Annotated in this window: 23 protein-coding genes; 12 read left to right on the top strand and 11 right to left on the bottom strand. The window is 67.7% G+C overall.

All coding sequences use genetic code 11. The features are described from left to right. Positions 1-730: 730 nt before the first annotated feature. On the top strand, positions 731-886 hold the full coding sequence (locus J2Z79_RS06795) for a hypothetical protein (protein ID WP_209466111.1): 156 nt from the start codon (positions 731-733) through the stop codon (positions 884-886). Between the two features lie 62 nt (positions 887-948). On the opposite strand, the gene J2Z79_RS06790 is transcribed toward J2Z79_RS06795, so the two are convergent. The 10 genes from J2Z79_RS06790 to J2Z79_RS06745 form a co-directional block, all read right to left on the bottom strand. Beyond that, entirely contained in the window at positions 949-1,488 is a 540-nt protein-coding gene (locus J2Z79_RS06790; RefSeq protein WP_342589432.1) for a peptidylprolyl isomerase, read from the bottom strand. Beyond that, positions 1,403-2,590, bottom strand: coding sequence for a mechanosensitive ion channel family protein (locus J2Z79_RS06785; RefSeq protein ID WP_209466110.1), 1,188 nt, complete (start codon positions 2,588-2,590; stop codon positions 1,403-1,405). The genes J2Z79_RS06790 and J2Z79_RS06785 overlap by 86 nt, the downstream gene beginning before the upstream one ends. Positions 2,591-2,838: 248 nt before the next feature. After that, positions 2,839-3,753 (bottom strand): glycine betaine ABC transporter substrate-binding protein, encoded by a 915-nt coding sequence (locus J2Z79_RS06780; protein WP_209466109.1) that lies wholly within the window; start codon positions 3,751-3,753, stop codon positions 2,839-2,841. 101 nt (positions 3,754-3,854) lie between these two features. Continuing rightward, positions 3,855-4,505, bottom strand: a complete 651-nt coding sequence (locus J2Z79_RS06775) for an ABC transporter permease (protein ID WP_209466108.1) — start codon at positions 4,503-4,505, stop codon at positions 3,855-3,857. A gap of 18 nt (positions 4,506-4,523) precedes the next feature. Then, complete coding sequence (locus tag J2Z79_RS06770; protein WP_209466107.1) at positions 4,524-5,141, bottom strand: ABC transporter permease; 618 nt, start codon at positions 5,139-5,141, stop codon at positions 4,524-4,526. Further along, the gene (locus J2Z79_RS06765; protein ID WP_209466106.1) at positions 5,138-6,268 is read right to left on the bottom strand and encodes a betaine/proline/choline family ABC transporter ATP-binding protein; all 1,131 of its coding nucleotides are present in this window, start codon (positions 6,266-6,268) and stop codon (positions 5,138-5,140) included. Before J2Z79_RS06765 ends, J2Z79_RS06770 begins: the two co-directional genes overlap by 4 nt. Before the next feature lie 230 nt (positions 6,269-6,498). Next, positions 6,499-7,176 carry a GntR family transcriptional regulator gene (locus tag J2Z79_RS06760; RefSeq protein ID WP_209466105.1) on the bottom strand — a complete coding sequence of 226 codons (678 nt, stop codon included), beginning with the start codon at positions 7,174-7,176 and terminating at the stop codon, positions 6,499-6,501. A gap of 87 nt (positions 7,177-7,263) precedes the next feature. Then, on the bottom strand, positions 7,264-9,309 hold the full coding sequence (locus tag J2Z79_RS06755; protein ID WP_209466104.1) for an FtsX-like permease family protein: 2,046 nt from the start codon (positions 9,307-9,309) through the stop codon (positions 7,264-7,266). Further along, positions 9,299-10,075 carry an ABC transporter ATP-binding protein gene (locus J2Z79_RS06750; RefSeq protein ID WP_209466103.1) on the bottom strand — a complete coding sequence of 259 codons (777 nt, stop codon included), beginning with the start codon at positions 10,073-10,075 and terminating at the stop codon, positions 9,299-9,301. Before J2Z79_RS06750 ends, J2Z79_RS06755 begins: the two co-directional genes overlap by 11 nt. A 201-nt stretch (positions 10,076-10,276) precedes the next feature. Further along, a complete protein-coding gene (locus J2Z79_RS06745) occupies positions 10,277-11,698 on the bottom strand; it encodes an anion permease (RefSeq protein ID WP_342589431.1) in 1,422 nt (473 codons plus the stop codon). Between the two features lie 300 nt (positions 11,699-11,998). On the opposite strand from J2Z79_RS06745, the gene sdhC reads away from it, so the two are divergent. From sdhC to J2Z79_RS06710, 7 genes are all read left to right on the top strand, one after another. Beyond that, a complete protein-coding gene (sdhC, locus tag J2Z79_RS06740) occupies positions 11,999-12,421 on the top strand; it encodes a succinate dehydrogenase, cytochrome b556 subunit (RefSeq protein ID WP_209466101.1) in 423 nt (140 codons plus the stop codon). A gap of 28 nt (positions 12,422-12,449) precedes the next feature. Continuing rightward, a complete protein-coding gene (locus J2Z79_RS06735; protein ID WP_209466100.1) occupies positions 12,450-12,785 on the top strand; it encodes a succinate dehydrogenase/fumarate reductase transmembrane subunit in 336 nt (111 codons plus the stop codon). 25 nt (positions 12,786-12,810) lie between these two features. Further along, positions 12,811-14,532 carry an FAD-binding protein gene (locus J2Z79_RS06730; protein ID WP_209466099.1) on the top strand — a complete coding sequence of 574 codons (1,722 nt, stop codon included), beginning with the start codon at positions 12,811-12,813 and terminating at the stop codon, positions 14,530-14,532. An 18-nt stretch (positions 14,533-14,550) separates the two neighbouring features. After that, positions 14,551-15,270 carry a succinate dehydrogenase/fumarate reductase iron-sulfur subunit gene (locus J2Z79_RS06725; protein ID WP_209466098.1) on the top strand — a complete coding sequence of 240 codons (720 nt, stop codon included), beginning with the start codon at positions 14,551-14,553 and terminating at the stop codon, positions 15,268-15,270. Between the two features lie 19 nt (positions 15,271-15,289). After that, a complete protein-coding gene (locus tag J2Z79_RS06720) occupies positions 15,290-16,132 on the top strand; it encodes a fumarate hydratase (protein WP_209466097.1) in 843 nt (280 codons plus the stop codon). Then, positions 16,132-16,707: a Fe-S-containing hydro-lyase gene (locus tag J2Z79_RS06715; RefSeq protein ID WP_209466096.1), complete on the top strand. Its 576-nt coding sequence runs from the start codon at positions 16,132-16,134 to the stop codon at positions 16,705-16,707. Before J2Z79_RS06720 ends, J2Z79_RS06715 begins: the two co-directional genes overlap by 1 nt. A 282-nt stretch (positions 16,708-16,989) precedes the next feature. Continuing rightward, complete coding sequence (locus J2Z79_RS06710) at positions 16,990-17,148, top strand: hypothetical protein (RefSeq protein ID WP_209466095.1); 159 nt, start codon at positions 16,990-16,992, stop codon at positions 17,146-17,148. A 440-nt stretch (positions 17,149-17,588) separates the two neighbouring features. On the opposite strand, the gene J2Z79_RS06705 is transcribed toward J2Z79_RS06710, so the two are convergent. Then, on the bottom strand, positions 17,589-17,963 hold the full coding sequence (locus tag J2Z79_RS06705) for a hypothetical protein (RefSeq protein WP_209466094.1): 375 nt from the start codon (positions 17,961-17,963) through the stop codon (positions 17,589-17,591). Positions 17,964-18,344: 381 nt separating this feature from the next. On the opposite strand from J2Z79_RS06705, the gene J2Z79_RS06700 reads away from it, so the two are divergent. From J2Z79_RS06700 to J2Z79_RS06685, 4 genes are all read left to right on the top strand, one after another. Continuing rightward, on the top strand, positions 18,345-19,358 hold the full coding sequence (locus J2Z79_RS06700) for a LacI family DNA-binding transcriptional regulator (RefSeq protein ID WP_209466093.1): 1,014 nt from the start codon (positions 18,345-18,347) through the stop codon (positions 19,356-19,358). 120 nt (positions 19,359-19,478) lie between these two features. After that, positions 19,479-20,897, top strand: coding sequence for a sugar ABC transporter substrate-binding protein (locus J2Z79_RS06695; protein WP_209466092.1), 1,419 nt, complete (start codon positions 19,479-19,481; stop codon positions 20,895-20,897). Positions 20,898-21,000: 103 nt separating this feature from the next. After that, positions 21,001-22,032 carry a carbohydrate ABC transporter permease gene (locus J2Z79_RS06690; RefSeq protein ID WP_209466091.1) on the top strand — a complete coding sequence of 344 codons (1,032 nt, stop codon included), beginning with the start codon at positions 21,001-21,003 and terminating at the stop codon, positions 22,030-22,032. Further along, entirely contained in the window at positions 22,029-22,880 is an 852-nt protein-coding gene (locus J2Z79_RS06685; protein WP_209466090.1) for a carbohydrate ABC transporter permease, read from the top strand. Before J2Z79_RS06690 ends, J2Z79_RS06685 begins: the two co-directional genes overlap by 4 nt. Positions 22,881-22,893 lie beyond the last annotated feature (13 nt).

The raw sequence follows: 22,893 nt of genomic DNA, 5'->3' as shown, positions 1-22,893 counted from the left end.
TTTCCAGTCAACTGGAAACCGCAATGGAAACCAAATCGGCCCCGTAGGGTTGGCAGGTGGCTCACTATTTGATGATCAAAGTGGCTCCCAATCTCTTGATCAAACACAGCGCACTCCGAGAAGCTCTCTGACCAGGCCGATAAGCAGCTGAGTATCCGCTGTGCCCGATGTGCCCGATGTGCCCGATGTGCCCACTGCGCCCGATGAGCCCGATGTGCCCGCTGCGCCCGCGGCACTCGACGTGCCCGGGGCGGCGGCGGCGCCGATGGACGCCGGCGCACCGAAGCAGACGATACCGCATCAATGGGTGCAGGGGGCGAGACTTGCGTCTCGCCCCCTGCATGAGCGGACGGAGGGTCACCACTCCCCCGTCTGAAAATCCTTGCTGGATGAGGGGCCACCACTCCCTCCTCCAGCGCCGGCCGGGTCACCACTCCGGCCGGTCGTGGCCGCATCAGGCTCACCGCACCGCTACAGTCAGCCCAGTGCGACCACGGGTCGCCAAGGATGGCGACTACCTGAGATTATACCATGTGTCTAGGGACAGCGCGAGAATCATTTTTCGCTATGTATACTTTCTCAAGTCAGGATGGGTCTGGATGTGACTTGGATATGTCTTGCATTAGGCTGATAAACAGAGCAAATCGAATCTATCGATACTTCCGTATGCCAGCCGCCATCGGCATCCCTTATGCTGATAGCAGGAGCAAATGGGGGGTGTCATATGCCGATGAGCCAGCAGCAGGTCTGCGCCTGGTGCGGATCGGCGTTTGTCGCCGAGCCGGAGGGCCGCACCAGCCTCTGCCCCGACTGCCACGAGGTGGACGAGACCGAGTCCGCCGGACCCTTGCACCCCGCCGGAGAACGACAGCCCTACCATGAGTGAGCGGAAGGCCCCCGCCGGCACCCGTGCGCCGCGGGGGCCTCGCCGTCACCCCACCGGCCGGCCTACTCCTCCTCGATGATGGTGACCGACTCGATGCGGATGTCCTCCAGCGGCTTCGACCGCTCGCCGCCGAAGGACGCGGTGACCGGCACCGAGGCCAGCGCCTGCACCACATCCATCCCCTGCACCACCCGACCGAACTGGGTGTAGTTGGGATACTGGTTCAGCCCGGCCGCCTGCGGGCCGGAGCAGATGAAGAACTGGCTGCCGTTGGTGTTGGGCCCGGCGTTGGCCATGGCGACGATGCCGGGCTCGTACGGGTGCTTGGGCGGCAGTTCGTCCGGGAACCGGTAGCCGGGGCCGCCCCGGCCGGTGCCGGTCGGGTCGCCGGTCTGGATCATGAACGGCTTGATCACCCGGTGAAACTTCACCCCGTCGTAGAACCCCTCGCGCGCCAGGAAGACGAAGTTGTTGACCGTTATCGGCGCCTCGCCGGCCAGCAGTTCGATGGTGATGTCACCCTTGGTGGTCCGCAGAATCGCCTGGTACCGCTTCGCCGGATCGATCTGCATCGGGGGCGGTGCGCTCCACTGCTTTGCCACGGGAACCCTCCTCTTGCAGGATGTGAATAGCTTGCGTGGGATACGGGACGGCAATCCCGTTCTCCTGCAGCGCCTTGAGGATCCGCACGTTCAACTCGTCGGTCACCCGCGCCCGATCTGTACCGGCGTTGATCCAACAGCTCATGGACAGCTCGAGCGAGAAGCTGTTGAACTGGGTGAACCAGACCCCCGGGGCGGGGTCTGGCAGCACCTCGGGGTGGCTGTTCATCACGTCGAGGAGCACGCGCTTCGCCGGCTCCGGATCGGTGCCGTAGGCGACGCTGACCGTCTGCCGGATCGCGACCCGGGAACTGGGCTGGCCGCGGTTGATGATGCGGGTGTTGGCCATGTCCTTGTTGGGCACCACCAGCGCGGTGCCGTCAGGCTGCCGGATGCGGGTGGTGCGCAGCCCGACCTCCACCACGGTGCCGCCCCGGCCGTCGGTCAGTTCGATCACGTCGCCTACCCGGAAAGGCCGGTCGATGAGGAGGACCAACCCGCCCAACATGTTGGAGAGCGTATCCTGCGACGCCAGGGCGATCGCCGCGGAGGCCACGCCGGCGGTGGCGACCAGGGCCGATATGGAGATGTCGAAGAGCTGCAGCACCACGGAGAACGCCAGGAAGTAGATCGCCGCCGTCACCACCTTCCGGAGCGTCGGCAGGAGCTGGCGGCTCCAGGGTGCGTCGCTCCGGGCCGCGAGCTCAGTCAGGTACCAGTCCAGTGCGGCGATGGCCAGCGCGTTCACCAGCGCCGCGATGGTCAGCGCGGCGAGGCCCTCCACCAGCTTGCCGGCCACGCCGAACTGTACGGCCAACAGCCCGCCGGGCCCGAACGCGGGGATGGCGCCGCCCAGCGTGGTCATCGCGAACCGCAGGCCGAGCGCGAGGATCGTCCAGCGCACCGGACCGGTGCCCGCCTCCACCAGCCGGTCGTCCAGGGTGGTGTTGGACCTGGATACCAGCTTGCCCGCGGTCCAGCGCATCACCCGCCGCGCCAGGCCGGCGACGACCCACGTGACCAGCAGCTGGCCTGCGAAGACCGCCCAGGCCACCCAGTAGTGCACAAATGCTTCCTGTAGTGCAGCAAACCAATAGGGCATGATCATTCCTCCAGCACAGCACATCGTCCGTTAAATAATAGAAGGAAAACGCTCTGTACGACAAGGCTTGCTGCGCACATAAGCTGCCACCCGGCCGTGTGAGCCGGGTGGCAGCGCCGTGTCTCTTGCTCAGGTGCGCGGGATCAGCCGCCGTTCGGCAGCGTCGTGTCTGCGGCTTGGGTCTGCGTGGTCAGCCGACCAGGCACCAGCCTGTCTCCATCGGTGGACACGGCTGACGCCGTCCTGGTTCAGTCGATCAGCCCGGCGCTCTTCAGGAAGTCGCGGGCGACCTGGTCTACGGGCTCCTCCAGGACCTCGACCCGGTAGTTCAGCTCCTGCATGGTCTCGTCGGGCAGCTTGCCCCCCAGCAGGTTGAGGGTCTCAAGGATCTCGGGGTGGGCCTCCACGGCGTCCATGCGGATGACGTAGGCGCCCTTGTACGGCGGGAAGAAGTTCTTGTCGTCCTCGAGGATGACCATGTCGAACTCCTTCAGCTTGCCGTCGGTGGCGTAGGCGTCCATGATCTGGATGTCGCCGTTCTCGATGGCCTTGTAGCGCAGGCCGGTCTGCATGGTGGCCACGTCCTTGAACTGGAAGCCGTAGGTCCGCACCAGCGGCTCGTACCCGTCCACCGTCCGGCCCATGAACTCGTTGGTGGTGCCGAAGACCAGCTGCTCGTCCACCGCCAGCAGGTCGGAGTAGGTCTTCAGGTTGTACTGTTCGGCCAGCGCCCGCGGGACGGCCAGCGTATACGTGTTGTTCAGGCCCAGGGGCTCGGACCAGGTGAGGCCGAACTTCTCCTCAAACTCCTTCTTCACCTGATCAAACAGGGCGTCGGGATCGGTGATCGGCTCGGTGTGGCCGAGGTGGGCGCTGTAGCCGGTGCCGTCGTATTCGGCGTACAGGGTGAGGTCGCCGGTCTTCAGGCCGTTGAAGTTGACGGTGGTCCCGCCCAGGTTGAGCTTGCGCACCACCTTCAGGTCGGTCTTGCTCTCGAGCAGCTGGGCGGCGATCTCGCCCAGCAGGATATTCTCCGTGAAGTCCTTGGAGCCGACGACCACCGTGTCGCCGGCGCCGGACGACCTGGCGCCGCCGCAGCCGGCCAGCAGGGCGGCGGAGAGCAGAAGGGCAGTGAACGCGTAGGCTATTCGACGCTTAAGCATATAAGGATAAACCCTCCTTGGTGGATTTGAGTACCAACCACGCCGGGCGCGAGCCCCGGCGCGTCGGTCGGCGCTTGGGGCGCCCATGTGCGGAGCGCCGGTCACGCCTGGCGCAGCCCCCGGGGCGTCAGCCGGCGCTCCAGGGCGCTCATCCCCAGGTCGGCCAGGATGGCGAGCAGCGCCGCGGGCAGGGCACCGGCCAGGATCATCTTGTCCTGCACCCGGTCGATGCCGGCGAAGATCTCCGAACCGAGGCCGCCGGCGCCGGCCAGGGACATGATGGAGGCGGTGCCGATCGCGATCACCATGGCCAGGCGCACGCCGACCAGCGCCACGGAGAGCGCCAGCGGCAGTTGCACGATGCGCAGGATCTGCCAGCGGGTCATGCCCATGCCCGTCGCGGACTCGATCAGGGCCGGGTCGATGTTGATGATCGCCGTGTAGGTCGACCGGATGATCGGCATCAGGGTGTACAGGAAGAGCACGGTGATGCCCGTGGCCGGGGTGAGACCGAGGAAGATCATCACGAACCCGATCAGCGCCAGCGCCGGCACGGTCTGCAGGGCGTTCGCCACCCAGAGCACCGGCTCGGCCAGCCTGCGGTACCGGGTGATCAGGTAGCCCAGGGGCACGCCCGCCAGCACCCCGTAGAAGACCGCCAGCAGGGCCAGCTTCAGGTGCTGCCCGGTGAGGACCAGCAGGCGGGGCCACTGCGTGCCCACGTACTGCATCAGCTCTTGCAGCAGTTCCATTGCGTCCTGCCCCCCTTCCTATACCCGCAGGCCGCGCGGGGTGACCCACCGCTCGAGGCGGCCCAGGAGGAAGTCGGCCAGCAGCGCCATCACCGTGACCGGGATGCCGCCCGCGAGGATCAGCCTGGGCGAGACCAGGGCGAAGCCGGTCAGGATGGGCTCGCCCAGACCTCCGGCCCCCACGTAGGCGGCCAGGGTCGCCCAGCCGATGATCATGACCGTGGACGTGCGCACCCCGCTCATGATCACCCGGAAGGCCAGGGGCAGCTCGACCATCACCAGCATCTGCGCCGGGGTCATCCCCATGCCCCGCCCGGCCTCCTTGGCCGCGGCGTCCACGCCGACCAGGCCCTTGTAGGTGGACTGCAGGATCGGCAGCAGGGCGTAGAGGAAGAGCGCCACCAGGGCCGGGCGGCTGCCGATGCCCAGGAGCGGGATCATGAAGGCCAGGAGGGCGACCGCCGGAAGGGTCTGGAACAGGCCCACCACCGTGATCACCGGGTCGGCCAGCCGGCGGCTGCGGCTGAGGAAGATCCCCGCAGGCACCGCCACGGCGATGGCCAGCAGCACGGCAGAAAGCGAGAGGGTGAGGTGCTCGGCGGTCAGGCGCAGCAGCTTCTCCCACGTGATGTTCATGCGCTGACCCCCTCGGCCCGCTCGGTGCGGAAGAGGGTGCCCACCAGCGACGTGTTGGTCACCAGCCCCTGCAGCCGGCCCATCTCGTCCACCACGGGCAGGAACTCCAGCCGCTCCAGCAGCATCCGCTGGACGGCATGGGTGACGGGCTGGTGCGGGGCGACCGTGGTCAGGCGGGTCTCCATGATCTCGCCGAGGGTGCGGTGCTGCGCCATGCCCCGCTCGATGGCCCGGGCGGTGACGATGCCCAGGAGCCGGTCGTCCTCGTCGACCACCAGCACGGAGTTGACCCGCCGCTTGCGCATGGTGGCCACCGCCTCGGCCAGGCCGAACTCCGGCCGGGCGGAGACGGGGTTTCGGATCATCACGTCGGCGACGGTGAGCGACTCGGCCGAGGCCACCATCCGGTCCCGGCCGATGAACTGTGCCACGAACTCGTCCTTGGGATTCCGCAGCAGCTCCTCGGGGGAGGCCACCTGGTGGATGAGGCCGTCCTTCATGACCACGATCCGGTCCGCCAGCTTCAGCGCCTCGTCCATGTCGTGGGTGACGAAGACGACGGTCTTCTTCAGCTTCGCCTGCAGCCGCTTCAGCTCGTCCTGCAGCGCCTCCCGGGTGATCGGGTCCAGGGCGCCGAAGGGTTCATCCATCAGGATCAGGTCCGGCTCGGCCGCCAGGGCCCGCAGGACGCCGACCCGCTGCTGCTGGCCGCCGGAGAGCTCGCGCGGGTACCGGTCGCGGTAGGTCGCGGGGTCGAGGCCCACCATGGCGAGCAGCTCGTCGACCCGGGCCGCCCGGCGCGCCCTGTCCCATCCCAGCAGCCTGGGCACCAGCTCGATGTTCTGTGCGATGGTAAGATGCGGGAAGAGGCCGACCTGCTGGATCACATAGCCGATGTTGCGCCGCAGCTCCACGGGGTTGACCGTGGAGATGTCGCGGCCGTCCACGTAGATCTTGCCGGAAGTCGGCTCGTGGAGCCGGTTGATCATCTTCATGGTGGTCGTCTTGCCGCAGCCGGACGGGCCGATCAGGCAGACGAACTCACCGCGCTCGATATGCAGGTTCAGCTTCTGTACCGCCTTCGTGCCATCGGGGTAAACCTTGGACACGTTCTCAAAGCGAACCACGTGCATTCCCCCTCCTGTCACGCAAGCGTTGGGCTGAAGTACCGCAAAGCAACAACTTACATGCTACCGAATAGGTTGTTGGTTGTCAACTCCGAGTAAGCCCTGTCCCACGCCTGCCAATGCCCTCAACCGCTGGCCGCACAAGGGATGGAAGCAAGTGAAAAAAAGGCCTGCCGACCGCAGCGGTCGGTAGGCCTTTGGCTGTCGGGTAGCCACGGGAGTACAGCTCTCTAGGTTTCTGCATCGGGCGCCACGGTGGCCGAGAGCAGCTCCCGGCACCGGGCGCGGGCGGCGTCCGAACCCACGATGGTGAGCACGTCGCCTGCCTCCAGCCGCATGTCGGCCGGGGGGGAGAAGTACTCCTCCCCGTTCCGGATGATGGCCACGGCGGTGACGCCGGTGGACGTCCGCAGCCGGATCTCGCCCAGCGAACGGCCCACGGCCCAGGAGTTCTCGCCGAGCACCAGCTCCTCCACGTGGCGGGTGCCCATGGCCCCGGCGGTGTGCTTCAGCAGCTGGTCCAAGGCGTTTTCGATCTGCTCGTCCAGCCGCTTCCGCTCCCGCAGAAGCTGGCGCAGCTCCCGGATCTCCTGCTCGACGCGCCACTGCGAGCCCACGGCGTCCACGTACTCCTGTGCAGCCACCTGGGAGAGGATGCGAATGCCGGAACCAGCCACGGCCGCGACGACGCCGCGCTCGTGCAGAATCGCCACCGCCCGGCGGATGGTCTCGGGCGATACCTGGTAGGTGCCTGCGAGGCTGGAACGCCCCAGCAGCCGGGTGCCCTCTGCCAGCTCACAGTTGGCAATGCGCCGCGCCAAGTCCAGCGCGATCGCCTCATACCGCGCCATTCCGGTCTGCTCCCGCTTCACACACTTCAGCTCCCCTGCATCATGTCGCGTGTCCATCGTATCACACCTGACAAAACCTGCAAGGGGAGCCCGGCCCCCGGCGCGGCACCGGCGAGGCGGAGGCAGAGGCGGCCCGGCGAGCCGCTACCCCGCGCGCCCGGGCCGGAAGAGCGACCGGCAGCTCTGCACGCTCAGCAGGTAGTACGCGCCGTAGATGGCCGCGAAGATGGCGAGGGTCGTGAGGGCCGCCTGCCCCACGGTCTCGTACCCGGCTTCCCGGGTCAGGGCGCGGTTCAGGGCGACCAGCGCCGCGCCCGAGTGCACGAAGGCCACCAGCACGGGCGTCAGGAAGTAGAGCCCCACCTGCCGGGCGATGACACCGTTCAGCATGGCGTCGTCCACACCCAGCTTCTGCAGCACGGCGAAGCGCTGCTGGTGCTCCAGGGCGTCCGTCACCTGATGCAGGGCCAGCAGGGTGGCGGAGATCAGGATGAACATGATGCCCGCGTAGAACGAGAGGAAGACCAGGATGCCCTCGATCATGTAGACGCTTCCCAGCGCCTCGGCCCGGGAGGAGACGTGGACCCAGACCTGCCCCTGCGACTGCTCCAGGGCCCACGCTGAGGCGGCCTCCGCCAGCCCCGGGGGATCCTGGCCCGGCAGCTCGGCCACCAGGTACCGGGAGAACGAGCGCTCCTCATCCGGCGCCAGGGCGGCCATCACCGGATCGGGCACCACCAGCACCGGGCTGATCCCGCCCAGCTGGTAGCCGAGGGGCTCGGAGAAGACCTCGGCTGCGGCGGGGCGCAGCGCAACGCCGACCACCTCCACGGCGGACCCCGCCGCCACGAACCGCTCCCAGGCGGCGTGGGTGCGGGCCGCCGCCTCGTGGCCGCGGTCGGCCGCGTGCAGCAGGTAGCCGTCGGGCGTGGCGGGCACGTCCCGGTAGCCCTTCAGGGCCCGCAGCCGGCCATAAGCCGAGTAGGGCATGGCCCGCACCGGGACATAGACCGTGTAGCCGCCCTCCTCATCCGACAGGAACCGCCCGGCGTCGTCGGGCAGCATCAGGTCGGCCCCCTCCAGGCCCGTGTAGCCGGCGACGAACTCCACCACCTGCGCATCGGCGACGCCGTGCTGCGCAAGGAGCGCCCGCAGTCCGCTGTAGTCCTGGTCGGGGTCGGAGCTGGAAGCCATGTAGCTGAAGGGCATGTCGCTCTCCAGGCCCCCGCGGATCGCCGCCCCGAGGCCCAGGCCGGTGGACATGGCGCAGATGGTGAAGGTGAGCATCAGGGCGACGGTCGCCAGCATCACCGCATGGGTGTTGATCTTGCTGGTCACCTGCCGGTAGAGGAAGAGGTTGAGCCCCCGGGCGAGCCAGCCCCCGGTGCGCCGGCGGATGCCCGTCAGGAGCCCGGCCAGGGACGCGAAGAGCAGGTAGGTGCCCGCCACGCCCAGCAGGAAGCCCAGGGAGACCCGCGGGTCGGTGGGGTCGAGCCCGGTGGTGCGGCTCACCCGGTCGGCCAGCCAGTAGGCCGTCCCCAGCGTCCCGGCGGCCAGCAGCCCGGCCGCCAGGGCCAGCGCCCGGCTCCTCAGCGGGATCTCCTCGTTCTTGCGCGCCCCGTGGATCAGCTCGATCAGCCGCTGCCGGTAGACGGCGGCCGCCTGCCACAGCGCCAGCGCCAGGAACATGGCGCCGTAGAGGATCAGGGTCCACCCCGCTGCGCGGGCCGAGTAGACGAAGCTGCGCTGATCCACCGGGGCGCGAAACACCTGCTCCACGAGGAGGCCGAAGACCTGCGAGAGGGCCACGCCCAGGGCCAGTCCCACCCCCAGGGCCACCGCGCCGATCGCGGCGACCTCGGCCAGCAGCAGGAGGGCCAGCCGCCCCTGCTCCATGCCCAGCAGCATGTAGGTGCCAAGTTCCCGGCTGCGCTTCCTGACGATCACCCGGTTGGCGTAGAACACCAGCCAGGCCACTACGCCGGTCATGATCGTCGTCAGCCACTCCATCGTCTCCACCGCGCCCCTGGCCATGCGGCGCTGGCTCTCCGCGAGGCTGAGGAAGGCGGGCTGATCCGATACCGAGTTGAACACGTAGAAGATCGCCACCGCGAACACCAGGGTCATGAAATAGATCCCGTAGTCCGCGAGGCTGCGCCGCAGGTTCCGCCAGGCCAGCTTAGCGTACATCGGCCCCGCCTCCCCCCAGCTCGGCCAGCGTGGCGATGATCCGGTCGAAGAAGCGCTGCCGCGGCGCGTCGCCGCGGTTCAGCTCCGTGAAGAGGCGGCCGTCCTTGATGAAGAGGATGCGCCGACAGTAGCTGGCCGCGACCGGGTCGTGGGTCACCAGCAGGATGGTCGCCTGCAGCTCCCGGTTCAGCCCGGCGAGGGTCTCCAGCAGCGTCTGGGCCGAGCGGGAGTCCAGGTTGCCGGTGGGCTCGTCGGCCAGCACGAGGTCCGGCTCCGTGATGAGCGCCCGGGCCGCCGCCGCCCGCTGCTTCTGGCCGCCCGACACCTGGTAGGGGAACTTGTCCAGGGCGTCCGCAATGCCCAGCAGTTCCGCCATCGTCGTCACCCGCAGGTCGATCTCCCGGGCGGGCTTCCCGGCGATGGAGAGGGCCAGGCCGATGTTCTCCCGGAGCGTCAGCGTGTCCAGCAGGTTGAAGTCCTGAAAGATGAAGCCCAGCCGCTCCCGGCGGAACCGGGCCACCTCCCGCCGCCCCAGGGCGGTTAGCTCCCGGCCGCCGACCCAGACCCGGCCGGAGGTCGGCGTGTCGATGGTGGAGATGACGTTGAGCAGGGTGGTCTTGCCCGAGCCCGACGGGCCCATCACGCCGACGAACTCGCCGCGCTCGACGGCCATGCTGATGCCCCGCAGGGCATGGGTGACGCTGCCCCGGCTCCCGTACGTCTTGGTGAGGTCGACAACCTCGAGGATGCGTTCTGCCGCAGCCATGCTCAGGCCCCTTTCCACGGGTCTTTCTACGGCCCGCATTTTACAGTCTGCCTCTGCTTACAGTCATAGACTTCGGCTTACAAAAGCGCCCGCGAAGCTTACGATCTCGTAAGCCTCGCGGGCGGCGCGTCAGAGGGGGCCGGCGGGCGAAATGCCAGCCGGCCCCCTCGTCAGGGCCCGTCTGCGGCGGTCAGCAGGAACCTACCACAGGCCGATGATCTTCCACCAGAGGGATCCGGCTCCCAGCCAGACCACCAGGTTGATGACGCTGGTGACGAAGCCCCACTTCCACCAGGTGCCCTGGTCGATGTAGCCGGCGCCGAAGTAGATCGGCGCAGGGCCGGTGCCGTAGTGGGTCATGGTGGCGTTCAGGCTGTTGAAGAAGCCCAGCACCAGGACCACGAGCTCCACCGGCGCGCCGGCGCTGATGGCCACCAGGCCCAGGGGCACGAAGAAAGCGGTGGCGTGGGCCGTCATCGAGGCGATGAAGTAGTGGGCGTACTTGTAGGCGATGACCACGAGGATGAAGGCCAGGAACCAGGAGGTAATGCTGCTGAGGGAGGCCTCCAGCACGCTGGCCAGCCACCCGATCAGGCCGACCTTGGAGAGGCCGCTGGCGAGTCCGACGAGGCCGCCGAACCAGATCAGCGCGTCCCAGCCGCCCTTCTCCGCCAGCACGTCCTGCCACTCGATGACGCCGATGATCAGCAGGATGGCGACGCCCAGCAGGGCGATGGCGGTGGCGTTCAGGCCGGTCCACTGGGCGGTCGCCCAGAGGATCAGGGTGAGGACGAAGACGGCCAGCATGCCCTTCTCGCCCGCAGTCATCGGGCCCATCTTCTCCAGCTCCTTGGACGCCAGGGCCGGCGCCTCGGGCGAGCTCTTCAGCTCGGGATCAAACATCTTGTAGAAGATGTAGGGCAGGATGGCGATGGAGATGATGCCCGGCAGCAGGGCAGCCCACAGCCAGCCGAGCCAGGTGACCTCGTAGCCGAAGTTCTCCTTGGCCAGGGTGGCGATCAGCGAGTTCGGGGCCACGCCCGTGAGGAACACCGCCGACGTGATGCAGCAGATCTGGAAAGAGTTGTACATCAGGTACTGGCCGACCCGCCTGGCGGTGGGCCCGGGCTCAGAGTCCATGGAGGAGCAGAGCGCACGCACGATCGGGAAGAGGATGCCGCCGGCGCGGGCCGTGTTGGACGGCGTGGCCGGAGCCAGCACGGTGTCGGAGAGCGCCAGGGCGTACCCCAGGCCCAGGGTCGACTTGCCGAACGCCCTGACCAGCATGAAGGAGATGCGCCGGCCGAGGCCGGTCTTGATCAGGCCGCGGGCGAAGAGGAACGCCGAGACGATCAGCCACACCGTCGAGTCCTTGAACCCGTTCAGTGCGTCGCCGATGGAGAGCGTGTTGGTGATGGCCGTGAGCGCGACTGCGGTGATGACCACGGCACCCTGGGGCAGCGGCTGGAGGATCAGGCCGAGGATCGTGGCGATGAAGATGCCCAACAGGTGCATGGCCACGGGCTCCAGTTCACCAGGCGGCGGCAGGAACCAGATGATGAGGCCTACGGCAACACAGATGACACCACGCAGGAGCTTTGAGCGGCTTTCGTTACGCAACACGAATCCCTCCCGTGCATGACTGAGTGCTACCGCTGGGACTGCTGGATCCGCCGACAAACTGGGCCCAATGTGAAAACTATCACAACGCAGACCATTTCTCTACTGCGTTGTCGAAACATAAGCCCTAATCGCGAGATGCGGATAGCTCTGGGTGAGCAACTTGAGGCCAAAACGGGGATGCGAACGTAAACCCGGTAGCCTAAGTGATCATTTCTGGACAGGATCGGGGTAAACAGATTGCGTGCCGCCCCTTGCCGGGGTTCCATTGAACCTGAGATCGATGAAAAGGGGTGAGTCAGAATGGAACGGGCAGGCTCCGGGTCGGGCCGGGCGGTGCGCAGCTTCGCCGACCTGAACCCGCGCTACTTCAAGGTCGGCATGTGGTCGCACGCGCTCCACCGCATCTCCGGCGTCGCCATCGTCTTCTTCCTCCTCATGCACATCTGGGAGATTACCTCGGTTGTGCGCGGCGGCGCAGAGGGGTTCACGCAGAAGATGGCCGGGATGGCCGGGCGGATCTGGGTGATCGGTGAATGGCTCCTCTTCCTGGCCCTCGTCTTCCACGGCATCAACGGCGTCCGCCTCGTGCTCCTGGATCTGGGCTGGGGCATCCATACGCAGAAGCGCAATTTCTGGGTAGTGATGGTCCTGTCGGCGATCCTGATCGCCATCGGCAGCTACTTCTTCGTGATGCGCTTCCTGGCGTATCCCTGGGTAGCCTGAGCACGCACCCGGTAGGAGGTGATTTCAAATGAAAGGAAGCCTCTGGGCCTGGATCTTCCAACGCATCACCGCCGTCCTGCTGGTCGTGCTGGTGGCGGTTCATTTTGGCATCATGCACTTCGTGGATCCGACGGCTGTGATCACCTTCGGCGACAGCCAGATGCGTCTCCAGTCGGCCCTCTACATGCTGGTTGACGTGGGTCTGCTCGCGCTGGGCCTCTACCACGGCCTCAACGGCATCCGCAACATCGTGCTGGACTACTGGCCCAACGCCGGCCGCGCAGCCAGCTGGATCCTGACCGTCATCGGCGTGGCGGCCGTCGGCTACGGGTCTGTGGCCCTGGCGGCCTTCGTGGCTCAGTAGCAGCCCAGCGGGAGGTGTTCCTCGTATGAAAATCAAGCATCGCGTCGCCATCGTCGGCGGCGGCCTGGCCGGCCTGCGGGCCGCCATCGCGGCCTACGACGGCGGCGTCCAGGACGTCGCGATCATCTCCCAGCTGCCCCCGGTCCGCTCGCATTCGGTGGCTGCCGCCGGCGGCATCAACGGCTCGCTGGCCAACCACCCGGACGGCCGGGACGACAACTGGGAGAAGCATGCGTTCGATACGATCAAGGGCTCCGACTACCTGGCCGACCAGGACGCGGCCGAGGTGCTGGCCCGCGAGGCCGTCCCGGTCATCGTCGAGACCGAGCACTGGGGGTGCCCCTTCTCCCGGAACGAGGACGGGACCATCGCCCAGCGGCCCTTCGGCGGCGCCGGCTTCCCCCGCACCTGCTACGCGGCCGACAAGACCGGCCACGCCCTGCTGCACACGCTCTACCAGCAGGTGGTCAAGCGGGGCATCAAGGTCTACACCGAGCACCTGGTGCTGACGCTGGCCGTGGCCGACGGCCGGGCGGTGGGCGCCGTGGTCATGGACATCGTCTCCGGCGAGGTCGGCACGGTGGAGGCCGACGCCCTGCTCTTCGCCACGGGAGGCGCCGGCAAGATCTACGCCCACTCCACCAACAACCTGCTGAACACCGGCCTCGGCATGGCCATCGCCTACTGGGCCGGCGTGCCGCTCAAGGACATGGAGTTCATCCAGTTCCACCCCACCGGCCTCTGGGGCACCAACATCCTCATGACCGAGGGCTGCCGGGGCGAGGGCGGCTACCTGGTGAACAACCAGGGCGAGCGGTTCATGGCCCGGTACGCCCCGAAGGCGATGGAGCTGGGGCCGCGCGACATCGTCGCCCGCTCCATCCTCACCGAGATCCTGGAGGGGCGGGGCTTCAACCAGGGCGGCCCCGGCGGCGGCTACGTCCACCTCGACCTGCGCCACCTGGGCGAGGCCAAGATCAACGAGCGGCTGCCGGAGGTCCGCGAGATCTGTAAGAACTTCGCGGGCATCGACCCGGTCTACCAGCCGATCCCGGTGCAGCCCAGCCAGCACTACACCATGGGCGGCATCTCCACGGACATCAACGGCGCCACCGTGCTGAAGGGCCTCTACGCCGCCGGCGAGTGCGCCTGCGTCAGCGTGCACGGCGCCAACCGGCTCGGCGGCAACTCGCTGCTGGACACCATCGTCTTCGGCAAGCTGGCCGGCCAGCACATGGCGAGGTTCGTGGCGGAGCAGCCCCTGCAGGGCTCGGTGGACAAGCTCCTGGAGGAGAAGAAGGCCGAGGTGGAGCGCCGGTTCCGGGAGCTGTTCGACAACCCGGGCACCGAGCGCGAGTCCGCGCTGCGGGTGGAGCTGCAGCAGAACATGTTCCACAACGTAGGCATCTTCCGCCAGGCGGACACGCTCGAGGCCGGCCTGGCCAAGGTGCGGGAGCTGCGGGAGCGCTACCGCAACGTGAAGGTGCACCACACCGGCCGGATCTACAACATGGAGCTGATCCGGGCCTATGAACTGCGCGGCATGCTCGACGTGGCCGAGGCCATCGCGGCCGGGGCGCTGGCCCGCAAGGAGAGCCGCGGTTCGCACGCCCGCCGGGACTACCCGGAGCGGGACGACCAGAACTTCCTGAAGCACACCCTGGCCTTCCACACGCCGGAAGGGGTGCGGCTGGATTACTCCCCGGTCACCATCACCCGCTTCCAGCCTCAGGCGCGGAAGTACTAGAGGGGGTGTGAAAGGACCATGAAAGAGTTCAAGCTGCGGGTCTTCCGCTACGACCCGGAGAAGGACGCACAGCAGCACTACGAGACCTACACCGTTCCCTACCGCGAGGGCATGACCGTGCTCGAGGCCCTGCTCTGGGTGTTCGAGAACCTGGACGGGTCGCTGGCCTTCCGCTACAGCTGCCGTGAGGCCATCTGCGGCTCCTGCGCCATGTACGTCTCGGGCAGCTACCGGCTGGCCTGCCGGGTGCAGGTGAAAGACGCCCTCGAGGGCGACACGGTGACGGTATCGCCCCTGCCGCACATGCGGGTGATCAAGGACCTGGTGGTCGACCAGACCAAGCTCTGGGAGAACTACGCCCGGGTGAAGCCCTGGCTGATCAACGACGAGCCGCCGCCCGAGCGGGAGCGGCGCCAGAGCCCGGCCGACCGGGCCAAGTACAACAAGGAGATCGACTGCATCCTCTGCGGCTCCTGTTTCTCGTCGTGCCCGAGCGGCGCCAACAACGACGAGTACCTGGGGCCCCACGCCCTCAACTGGGCCAACCGCTTCTTCGTGGATACCCGGGATACCGCCGACCGCGAGCGGCTGGAGATCGTGGCCAGCGAGTACGGCGTCTTCCGCTGCCACACCATCTTCAACTGCGTCGAGGCCTGCCCGAAGCACCTTAACCCGACCGAGGCGATCCAGAACCTGAAGAAGGCCGCCATGGCCTACAAGCTGGGTCTGCGGAAGTAGCCCGAGGAGGGGAGGCACCGTGCGCGAACTCCACGTCGACCAGGTTGCTGAGGCCATCGCCAACCTTGTCATGGAAGCCAACTACGTCCTGGAACCTGACGTTATGGCAGCCCTGGAGAAGGCCCGCGCAGACGAGCCGTCACCCGTCGGCCAGGCAGTGCTGCAGCAGCTGGTGGAAAACGCCGAGCTGGCCTGCAGCGAGCGGGTTCCGATGTGCCAGGACACCGGCAATGCGCTGGTTTTCCTGGAGGTCGGACAGGACCTGCACCTGGTGGGCGGCGACCTGTCCGAGGCCGTGAACCGCGGTGTCTCCCGGGGCTACGTTGAGGGCTACCTGCGCAAGTCGATCCTCGACGACCCGATCCGCCGTAAGAACACCGGCGACAACACGCCTGCGTTCATCTACACCGACATCGTCCCCGGCGACAGGCTGCGCATCCGGGTCGTCACCAAGGGCGGCGGCGCGGAGAACATGGGGCAGCTGCGCATGCTGCCCCCGTCGGCCGGCTGGGAGGGCGCCAGGAGGTTCATCGTCGAGGCCGTGGCGGCCGCCGGCCCCAACGCCTGCCCGCCGCTGCTGGTGGGCGTCGGCGTGGGCGGCAACTTCGACAAGGTCGCCCTGCTGGCCAAGAAGGCCCTGCTGCGCCCTGTCGGCCAGCCGCATCCGGACCCCGAGTGGGCGGCCCGGGAGCAGGACCTGCTCACCGAGATCAACAAGCTGGGCGTCGGCCCGATGGGCCTGGGCGGCAAGGTGACGGCGTTTGCGGTGCACATCGAGACCATGCCGTGCCACATCACCTCGCTGCCGGTGGCCGTGAACATCGAGTGCCATGCCCACCGGCACAAGGAGGTGGTCCTGTAATGGCCAGGCACTACATCACCACGCCGATCTCTCCGGAGCAGGCGAAGGCGATCCGCTCCGGCGACGAGGTCTACATCACCGGCACCATCTACACCGCCCGTGATGCCGCCCACAAGCGGATGGTCGAGGACCTGGCGGCCGGGCGGCCCCTCCCCTTCGACCCCCGGGGCGCCGTGATCTACTACGTGGGTCCGACCCCGCCGAAGCCGGGGCAGGTGCTGGGCTCTGCAGGTCCCACCACCTCGTATCGCATGGACAAGTACACCCCCACCATGCTGCAGCAGGGGGTGAAGGCGGTCATCGGCAAGGGCTACCGCGGCCCGGAGGTCAAGGCGGCCCTCGTTGCGAACGGCGCCGTCTACCTGGCCGCCACCGGCGGCGCCGGCGCGCTGCTGGCGAAGCGCATCGAAGAGGCCGAGGTCATCGCCTACGAGGACCTGGGCCCCGAGGCCATCCGCCGGCTCAGGGTGAAGGACTTCCCCGCCGTCTGCATCAACGACGCCCACGGCGGCGACCAGTACCGCGACGGGCAGTCGGAGTGGGTGGCGCCCGATGCGATGGTGAAGCCGAAGTAGGCAGTTGAGCTGTGAACAGGGCTGTCCCCGGTCATCCCGTGGGCAGCCCTTTCCTCTTTTCCTGGCGCTCTCCCGGACCCGCCCCGGGGGCCGTGTCACTCGCTGTGCGGCCCGCCGGACAGGCCGTCGGTTCGATCGGCGCGTCTATCGGGGCGGGCCTCGCCCGGTGGGGGGTTCAGCACGGCCCTCGGCACCGGGGGGCCCGAACCTTCGCTGCCAGCTCGGCGATCATCTTTACTGAAGCGGTCATGCAACACGATCCGGCAGGAGGGGGTCGCCGACATGCAGGAGTACGCGATCGGATGGGGTACGCTGGCGCTGATCAACGCGGGGCTGGCTCAGGCCAAACGGAAGAGCGGCCTGCTCTGGTTCCTGCTCTCGCTCATCCTGGGACCCGTGGCCACCTTCCTGCTGGTCGTCCTGTACCCGTCGGAAGGGTAGACACGAGCAGAATAGCGCAGAGGGGGCGGCCTTGCCGCCCCCTCTGCCTGTAGCAGAGCTCCTGGCCACCGCCCGCCGGCGTCCGGATGAGCAGGGTTCCTGCGAGACAGCGAAATATGGGGAAATCCTCCCCGTATTTTTCACGAAGTACAGGGAGATTCTCCCTGTATTTCCGTGATGTCAACTTGGCCACGGCCAACTCGTAGTCGAACGCTGTCGCATTCGGTCGAACACGCTCTCCCAAGGACCGAAGCCGCTAGCTCGAGGGTCCGCGGACGCCCATATCAGTCGGTCAGGCCCGAGCTGTGCGCACTCTGGAGCCGGCCGATGGACGTGGGCTGGCGTTGCGGCGCTCGTGAGGCCGGTGCCCTGTCTCGTCTCGACCCGCGCCGGCAAGCCCTGGTCTGCAACGTGCGGGGGGCGGCGAAGCCGCCCCCCGTTCATCTCTCATCCAGCGCCGCCCGCGTCAGCGCCTCCGCCATGCGCAGCGCCTTGAGCCGGTTCTGCTGCAACGTGTGCGGGGCGGTTCCCGGTGCGAACTTGGCCTGCGCCCTCTCCGCCTTGCCGATCAGCGCGGCCAGGGCGCGGAGGGCTTCCTGCAAGTCTTCCCTGGTGTACCCATGGGCACCGTCGGTCCCGCTCGTCATCAGCACCTTGGCCAGGTGCAGCGCCTTGAGGTTGGCCGCGAGCATCCGGTGTTGCCAGGTTCCGGGCGCCAGTCTCTGCTGTGCCTTCCCCGACTTGCTGATCAGTGACGCGATCGGGCGGAGCGCTTGCTGCAGTTCGGCTGGTGTGCAGCCACCCACGTTGTCCATCACCCCATGGCGCGGCCTGTCCCGGCTGTGCGGTCCGCCGCAGCGACGTCGTTGACGGCGGTCGAGGTGACCGCGACGGGAGTCCTGCGACGTGTCTCAGTCTACATGACGGAGTGCGTTCCCGACAAGGAAATCCGCGCATCCAGGTAGGCTGCTGCCGCAGTTGCGCACCACCGTTTTTCAGCCGGGGGGCAACCCCGCAACAAGCAAACGGGCGCGAAGCATCAAGACCAAGGCATCAACCCACAGTCTATTGACTCCCCGGAACACAGCTGCGGCGCACACCAATAATTCTTGTCGAAATCGCGGCTATTCTTGCAGGATATCGACCACGTCGCGGCGTATACTTTCTCGAAAACGTTTTCGGGAGCGATCGCACTCATGACCACGATACGGGATATCGCACGGCTGGCTGGCGTCTCCGTCGCAACGGTCTCGCGCGTGCTCAACCACTACCCCGACGTCAGCGAGGAGACGAAACAGCGGGTGCTGCAGGTGGCCGCCCAACTCGACTACCGCCCCAGCGCCGCGGCCCGCGCACTGGTCACGCGCCGCTCCAACGTCATCGGCGTCTTCTACCTCCACGAGCACGAGAACAACGTGGTGCTGCACCCCTTCTTCCAGGAGGTCCTCGTGGGGCTGAAGCGCACGGTGGGCCGGGCCGGCTTCGACATGCTCTTCTTCACGAGCCAGGCCCCTGGCGACGAGAGCTACACCTACGTCAAGCGCTGCCTCCACCACCGGGTGGACGGGGTGGTGCTGCTGGGCGTGGACCGGGCCGACCCCGGTGTGGCGGAGCTGGGCAGCAGCGGCATCCCCTGCGTGGCGGTCGACGTGGACATCCTGGGCCCCCGCACCGGCTACGTCATCTCCGACAACACCGGCGGCGCCCGGTCGGCCGTTGCGCACCTGGCAGGTCTCGGCCACAGGCGCATCGCCCTGATCAACGGCATCGCCAACCACCGGGTGGGCCACGACCGCTTCCTGGGCTACTGCGAGGCGCTGGCTCAGGCCGGCATCCCCTACCGCAGCGAGTACGTCCTCGACCATGACTTCACCTGGGAGCACGGCTACAACGCAGCCCGGCGGCTGCTGGACCTGCCCGAGCCGCCCACCGCGATCTTCGCGGCCGCGGACTACACCGCCATCGGTGCCATCAAGGCCATCCAGGAACGGGGGCTCCGGGTGCCCGGGGATGTGGCGGTGGTGGGCTTCGACGACATCCAGATGGCGTCGATGGTCCATCCGGCCCTCACCACGGTCCGGCAGGACAAGGAGGGGTTGGGCCGGGAGGCCGGCGAAGCGCTGATCCGGCTGATCGAGGAGCCGGACGCCCGACCTCCGGTCGTCACGCTGCCCACCGAACTGGTGGTACGGGAATCCTGCGGCGCATAGCCGCGCCGAAAACCGAAAACGTTTTCGCCGCGTACGGCGGCACCGAACGCGGCACAGCGCGGGAACTGGGGGGATGGCCCCCATGATCCATAGAGGCTAGCAGAGAGGGAGGTTCCGCAAATGGCGAAGTGGTCCCGCACACTTGGTCTCCTCCTGTCCCTGGTGATGCTGGTGGCCGGCTGCGGCAGCAGCGGCCAGCCGGCGGGCGGCGGCGACGGGCCGTCCGGCTCCGGCGACCAGCAGAGCCCGCCCGCCGCTGGCACCCAGCCGCAGGCGCCGGCGACTCCGGCCCCGTCGGGGCGCACCACGCTCCAGATGTGGATCATGCCCAACACCACCCAGTCGGAGCAGGACATGCTCCAGCTGCTGCAGCCGTTCATGGCCCAGCACAACGTCGACGTGCAGGTGACGGTGATCGACTGGTCGTCGGCCTGGACCCGCATCACGGCCGCGGCCACCTCGGGCGAGGGGCCGGACGTGCTGCAGCTGGGCACCACCTGGGTGCCGGCCATCGCGGCGATGGGCGCCCTTGAGCCGCTGAGCGGCAAGGTGGCGGAGATCGGCGGCGCCGATGCCTTCTACCCCGCCTCGTGGAACACCGTCTCCATCGCCGGCGACCCGGAGGTCTACGCCGTTCCCTGGTTCATCGACGTGCGGGCCGCCTACTACCGGACCGACGTCTTCCAGAAGGCCGGCGTGGATCCGCAGACCGCATTCCGCGACTGGGAGAGCTTCAAGGCTGCCCTCCACCAGATCAACGGCACCGAGATCGAGGGACGGCCGGTGGCCGCCATCGGCTTCCCCGGCAAGAACGACTGGAACGTGACGCACAACATCATGCCCTGGGTCTGGGGAGCGGGCGGTTCTGAGCTGAGCGCTGACCTCCGGTCCTCGGCCATCAACAGCGAGGAGGCCCTGGACGGCGTGATGTTCTACACCGGGCTGGTCCGGGAGGGGCTGGTGCCGCCGGGGGTGCTGGAGAAGAACACCTCCGACGCCGAGATGGCCTTCCACACCGGCGAGTTCGCCGTCTTCTTCAACGGCCCGTGGATGGTGAGCCAGTACACCCGCCCCGAGTCGGAGAACGGCCACGCTGACAAGATCGCCGCCCAGAACTACGGGGTGGCCCCGATTCCCGAGGGGCCCCGGGGGCGCTACACCTTCTTCGGCGGCTCCAACCTGGCCATCTTCAATGCCTCCCGCCACAAGGAGCTGAGCTGGGAGCTGGTCAAGTTCCTCGTCGGCAAGGAGGCGCAGATGGCCTACGGCGAAATGGCCGGCATGCTGCCCGCCCTCAAGGCCCTTGAGCCCGACATGGTGGCGCTCAACGCCAACTTCGCCCCCTTCTACGAGGCAGCCCGGTACGGCCGCAGCTACGCCTCCATCCCGCAGTGGGGGCCGGTGGAGACCGTGTACACGAAGCACCTCTCCACCATCTGGGACCTGACGGCGGGCGTGAGCGGCACCTACAGCCGGGAGGCGGTGAAGCAGGTGCTCGACGAGGCGGCCCGTGAGGCCACCAGCCTCCTGAACCAGTAACGCCGGACCAGCCTGCATGCCCGGCCGCCGTTGGAACCGGCGCACGCGCCCAAGAGCGGGGGGCGGTCGCCCCGCCCCCCTGCCCGGGAAGAGGTGACCGACCATGTCCACGTCCGTCCCGAGTCCGCACCCCGCCGGCAGAGCACGGCCGGCCTTGCCTTCCGCCGGCGCGCCCGCCGGCAGGGGCCCGGCCGGGGACGCCCGGCACCGCCGGGCCGGAAGCTGGCGGAACAACCGGCTGGCCTACGCCATGGTGGCGCCGGCGTTTCTCTTCATGCTCATGGTCCACCTGGTGCCGATGCTGCAGGGGATCGCCATGTCGTTCCTGCAGCTCAACCAGTTCACGCTCCGCCGCTTCCTGCGCGCCCCCTTCGTGGGGCTCGCCAACTACCGAAGCGTCCTGTTTGACCCGGAAAACCCGGTGCGTGCCGGGCTGGCCATCGCCGCCCGGAACACCGCCATCTTCTCCGCGGTGGTCACGCTGCTCGTGCTCGCCACCGGCCTGGGCGTGGCCCTGCTGATGAACCGGAACTTCCGCGGGCGGGCCCTGGTGCGGACCCTGATGCTGCTGCCGTGGGTGGTGCCCAGCTACGTGGTGGGCATCCTCTGGAGCTTCATGTGGCACCGGGATACCGGCATCATCAACCGGATCCTCGTGGACTGGCTCCACCTGCTGCCGGAGAAGCCCTTCTGGCTGATGGGCCCCAACACGATCTGGGCCATCATCCTCCCGACGGTGTGGCGGTCGTGGCCGTACGTCTTCATCGTCTTCCTGGCCGCGCTGCAGACCATCCCCGGCGAGCTCTACGAGGCGGCCGCCATCGACGGCGCCGGGCCCTGGCGGCGCTTCCGCCACATCACCCTGCCCTTGCTCCGCCCGGCCATCGCGATCCAGCTGCTGTTCCAGATCATCCAGAGCGTGTACGCCTTCAACATCGTCGTGATGATGTTCGGCAACGGATCGGGGTACGCCGGCGAGTGGGGCGACCTCCTGATGATCGCCATCCAGCGCCAGTCCTTCCAGAGCTGGCTCTTCGGCTACGGCGCTGCCGCCTCGGTGCTGCTGATGCTGGCGATGATGGGCGTGGTGGCGCTCTGGTACCGCATCTTCCGACAGGAGTTGATCATCCGATGACGCCGCAGGCCTGGAAGCGGGTGCACAACGCCCTCCTGACGCTGCTGACCGCCCTGGTGGTGGTGGCGACCCTCTTCCCCATCGCCTGGATGGTCCTCTCCTCGCTCCAGTCCACGGCCGATCTGCAGCTGGGGCAGATCAGCCTCGCCAACCCCCGCTGGGAGAACTACCGGCAGATGTGGGCCAACGTCCGGTTCGGCGTCTACCTGCGCAACAGCCTGATCATCTCCGGCATCACCACGCTGACGGCCTGCGCCTTCGCCACCCTGGCGGGCTACGCCCTGGCCCGGTTCCGCTTCCGGGGGGCCGACCTCTTCAGCATGGCCGTGCTCAGCACCCAGATGATCCCCGGAATCATGTTCCTGCTGCCCATCTACTTCATCTTCCTCTGGATCCGGCAGACCTTCGGCCTGCCGATGGTCAACACGTACTGGGGCATGATCCTGATCTACACCGCGTTCTTCACGCCCATGTCGATCTGGATCATGCGGGGGTTCTTCGCCGCGATCCCGCACGAGCTGGAGGAGGCGGCCCTGATCGACGGCGCTACCCTGTTCGGCGCCTTCTGGCGGGTGATCCTCCCGCTCTCGGCGCCCGGGCTGATCGCCACCGGGGTCTACATCTTCCTCAACGCCTGGGACGAGCTGCTCTTCGCCTGGGTGATGACCAGCACGGCCGAGGTGGCGACCATCCCCATCGGCATCCGGCTTTACATCGGACAGTTCCAGAACCGCTACGACCTGCTCATGGCCGCAGCCACCGTCACCACGATCCCGGTGGTGGTCACTTTCCTCCTCACCCAGAGGTGGTTCATCAGCGGCATGACGGCCGGCAGCGTCAAGGGGTGACAGGAGGAGTACC

Origin of the sequence: Symbiobacterium terraclitae (genome assembly GCF_017874315.1) — a bacterium.
Taxonomy (GTDB): Bacteria; Bacillota; Sulfobacillia; order Symbiobacteriales; family Symbiobacteriaceae; genus Symbiobacterium; species Symbiobacterium terraclitae.
The sequence above is the reverse complement of the archived record's forward strand: the minus strand, read 5'-3'. Positions and strand labels throughout refer to the sequence as shown.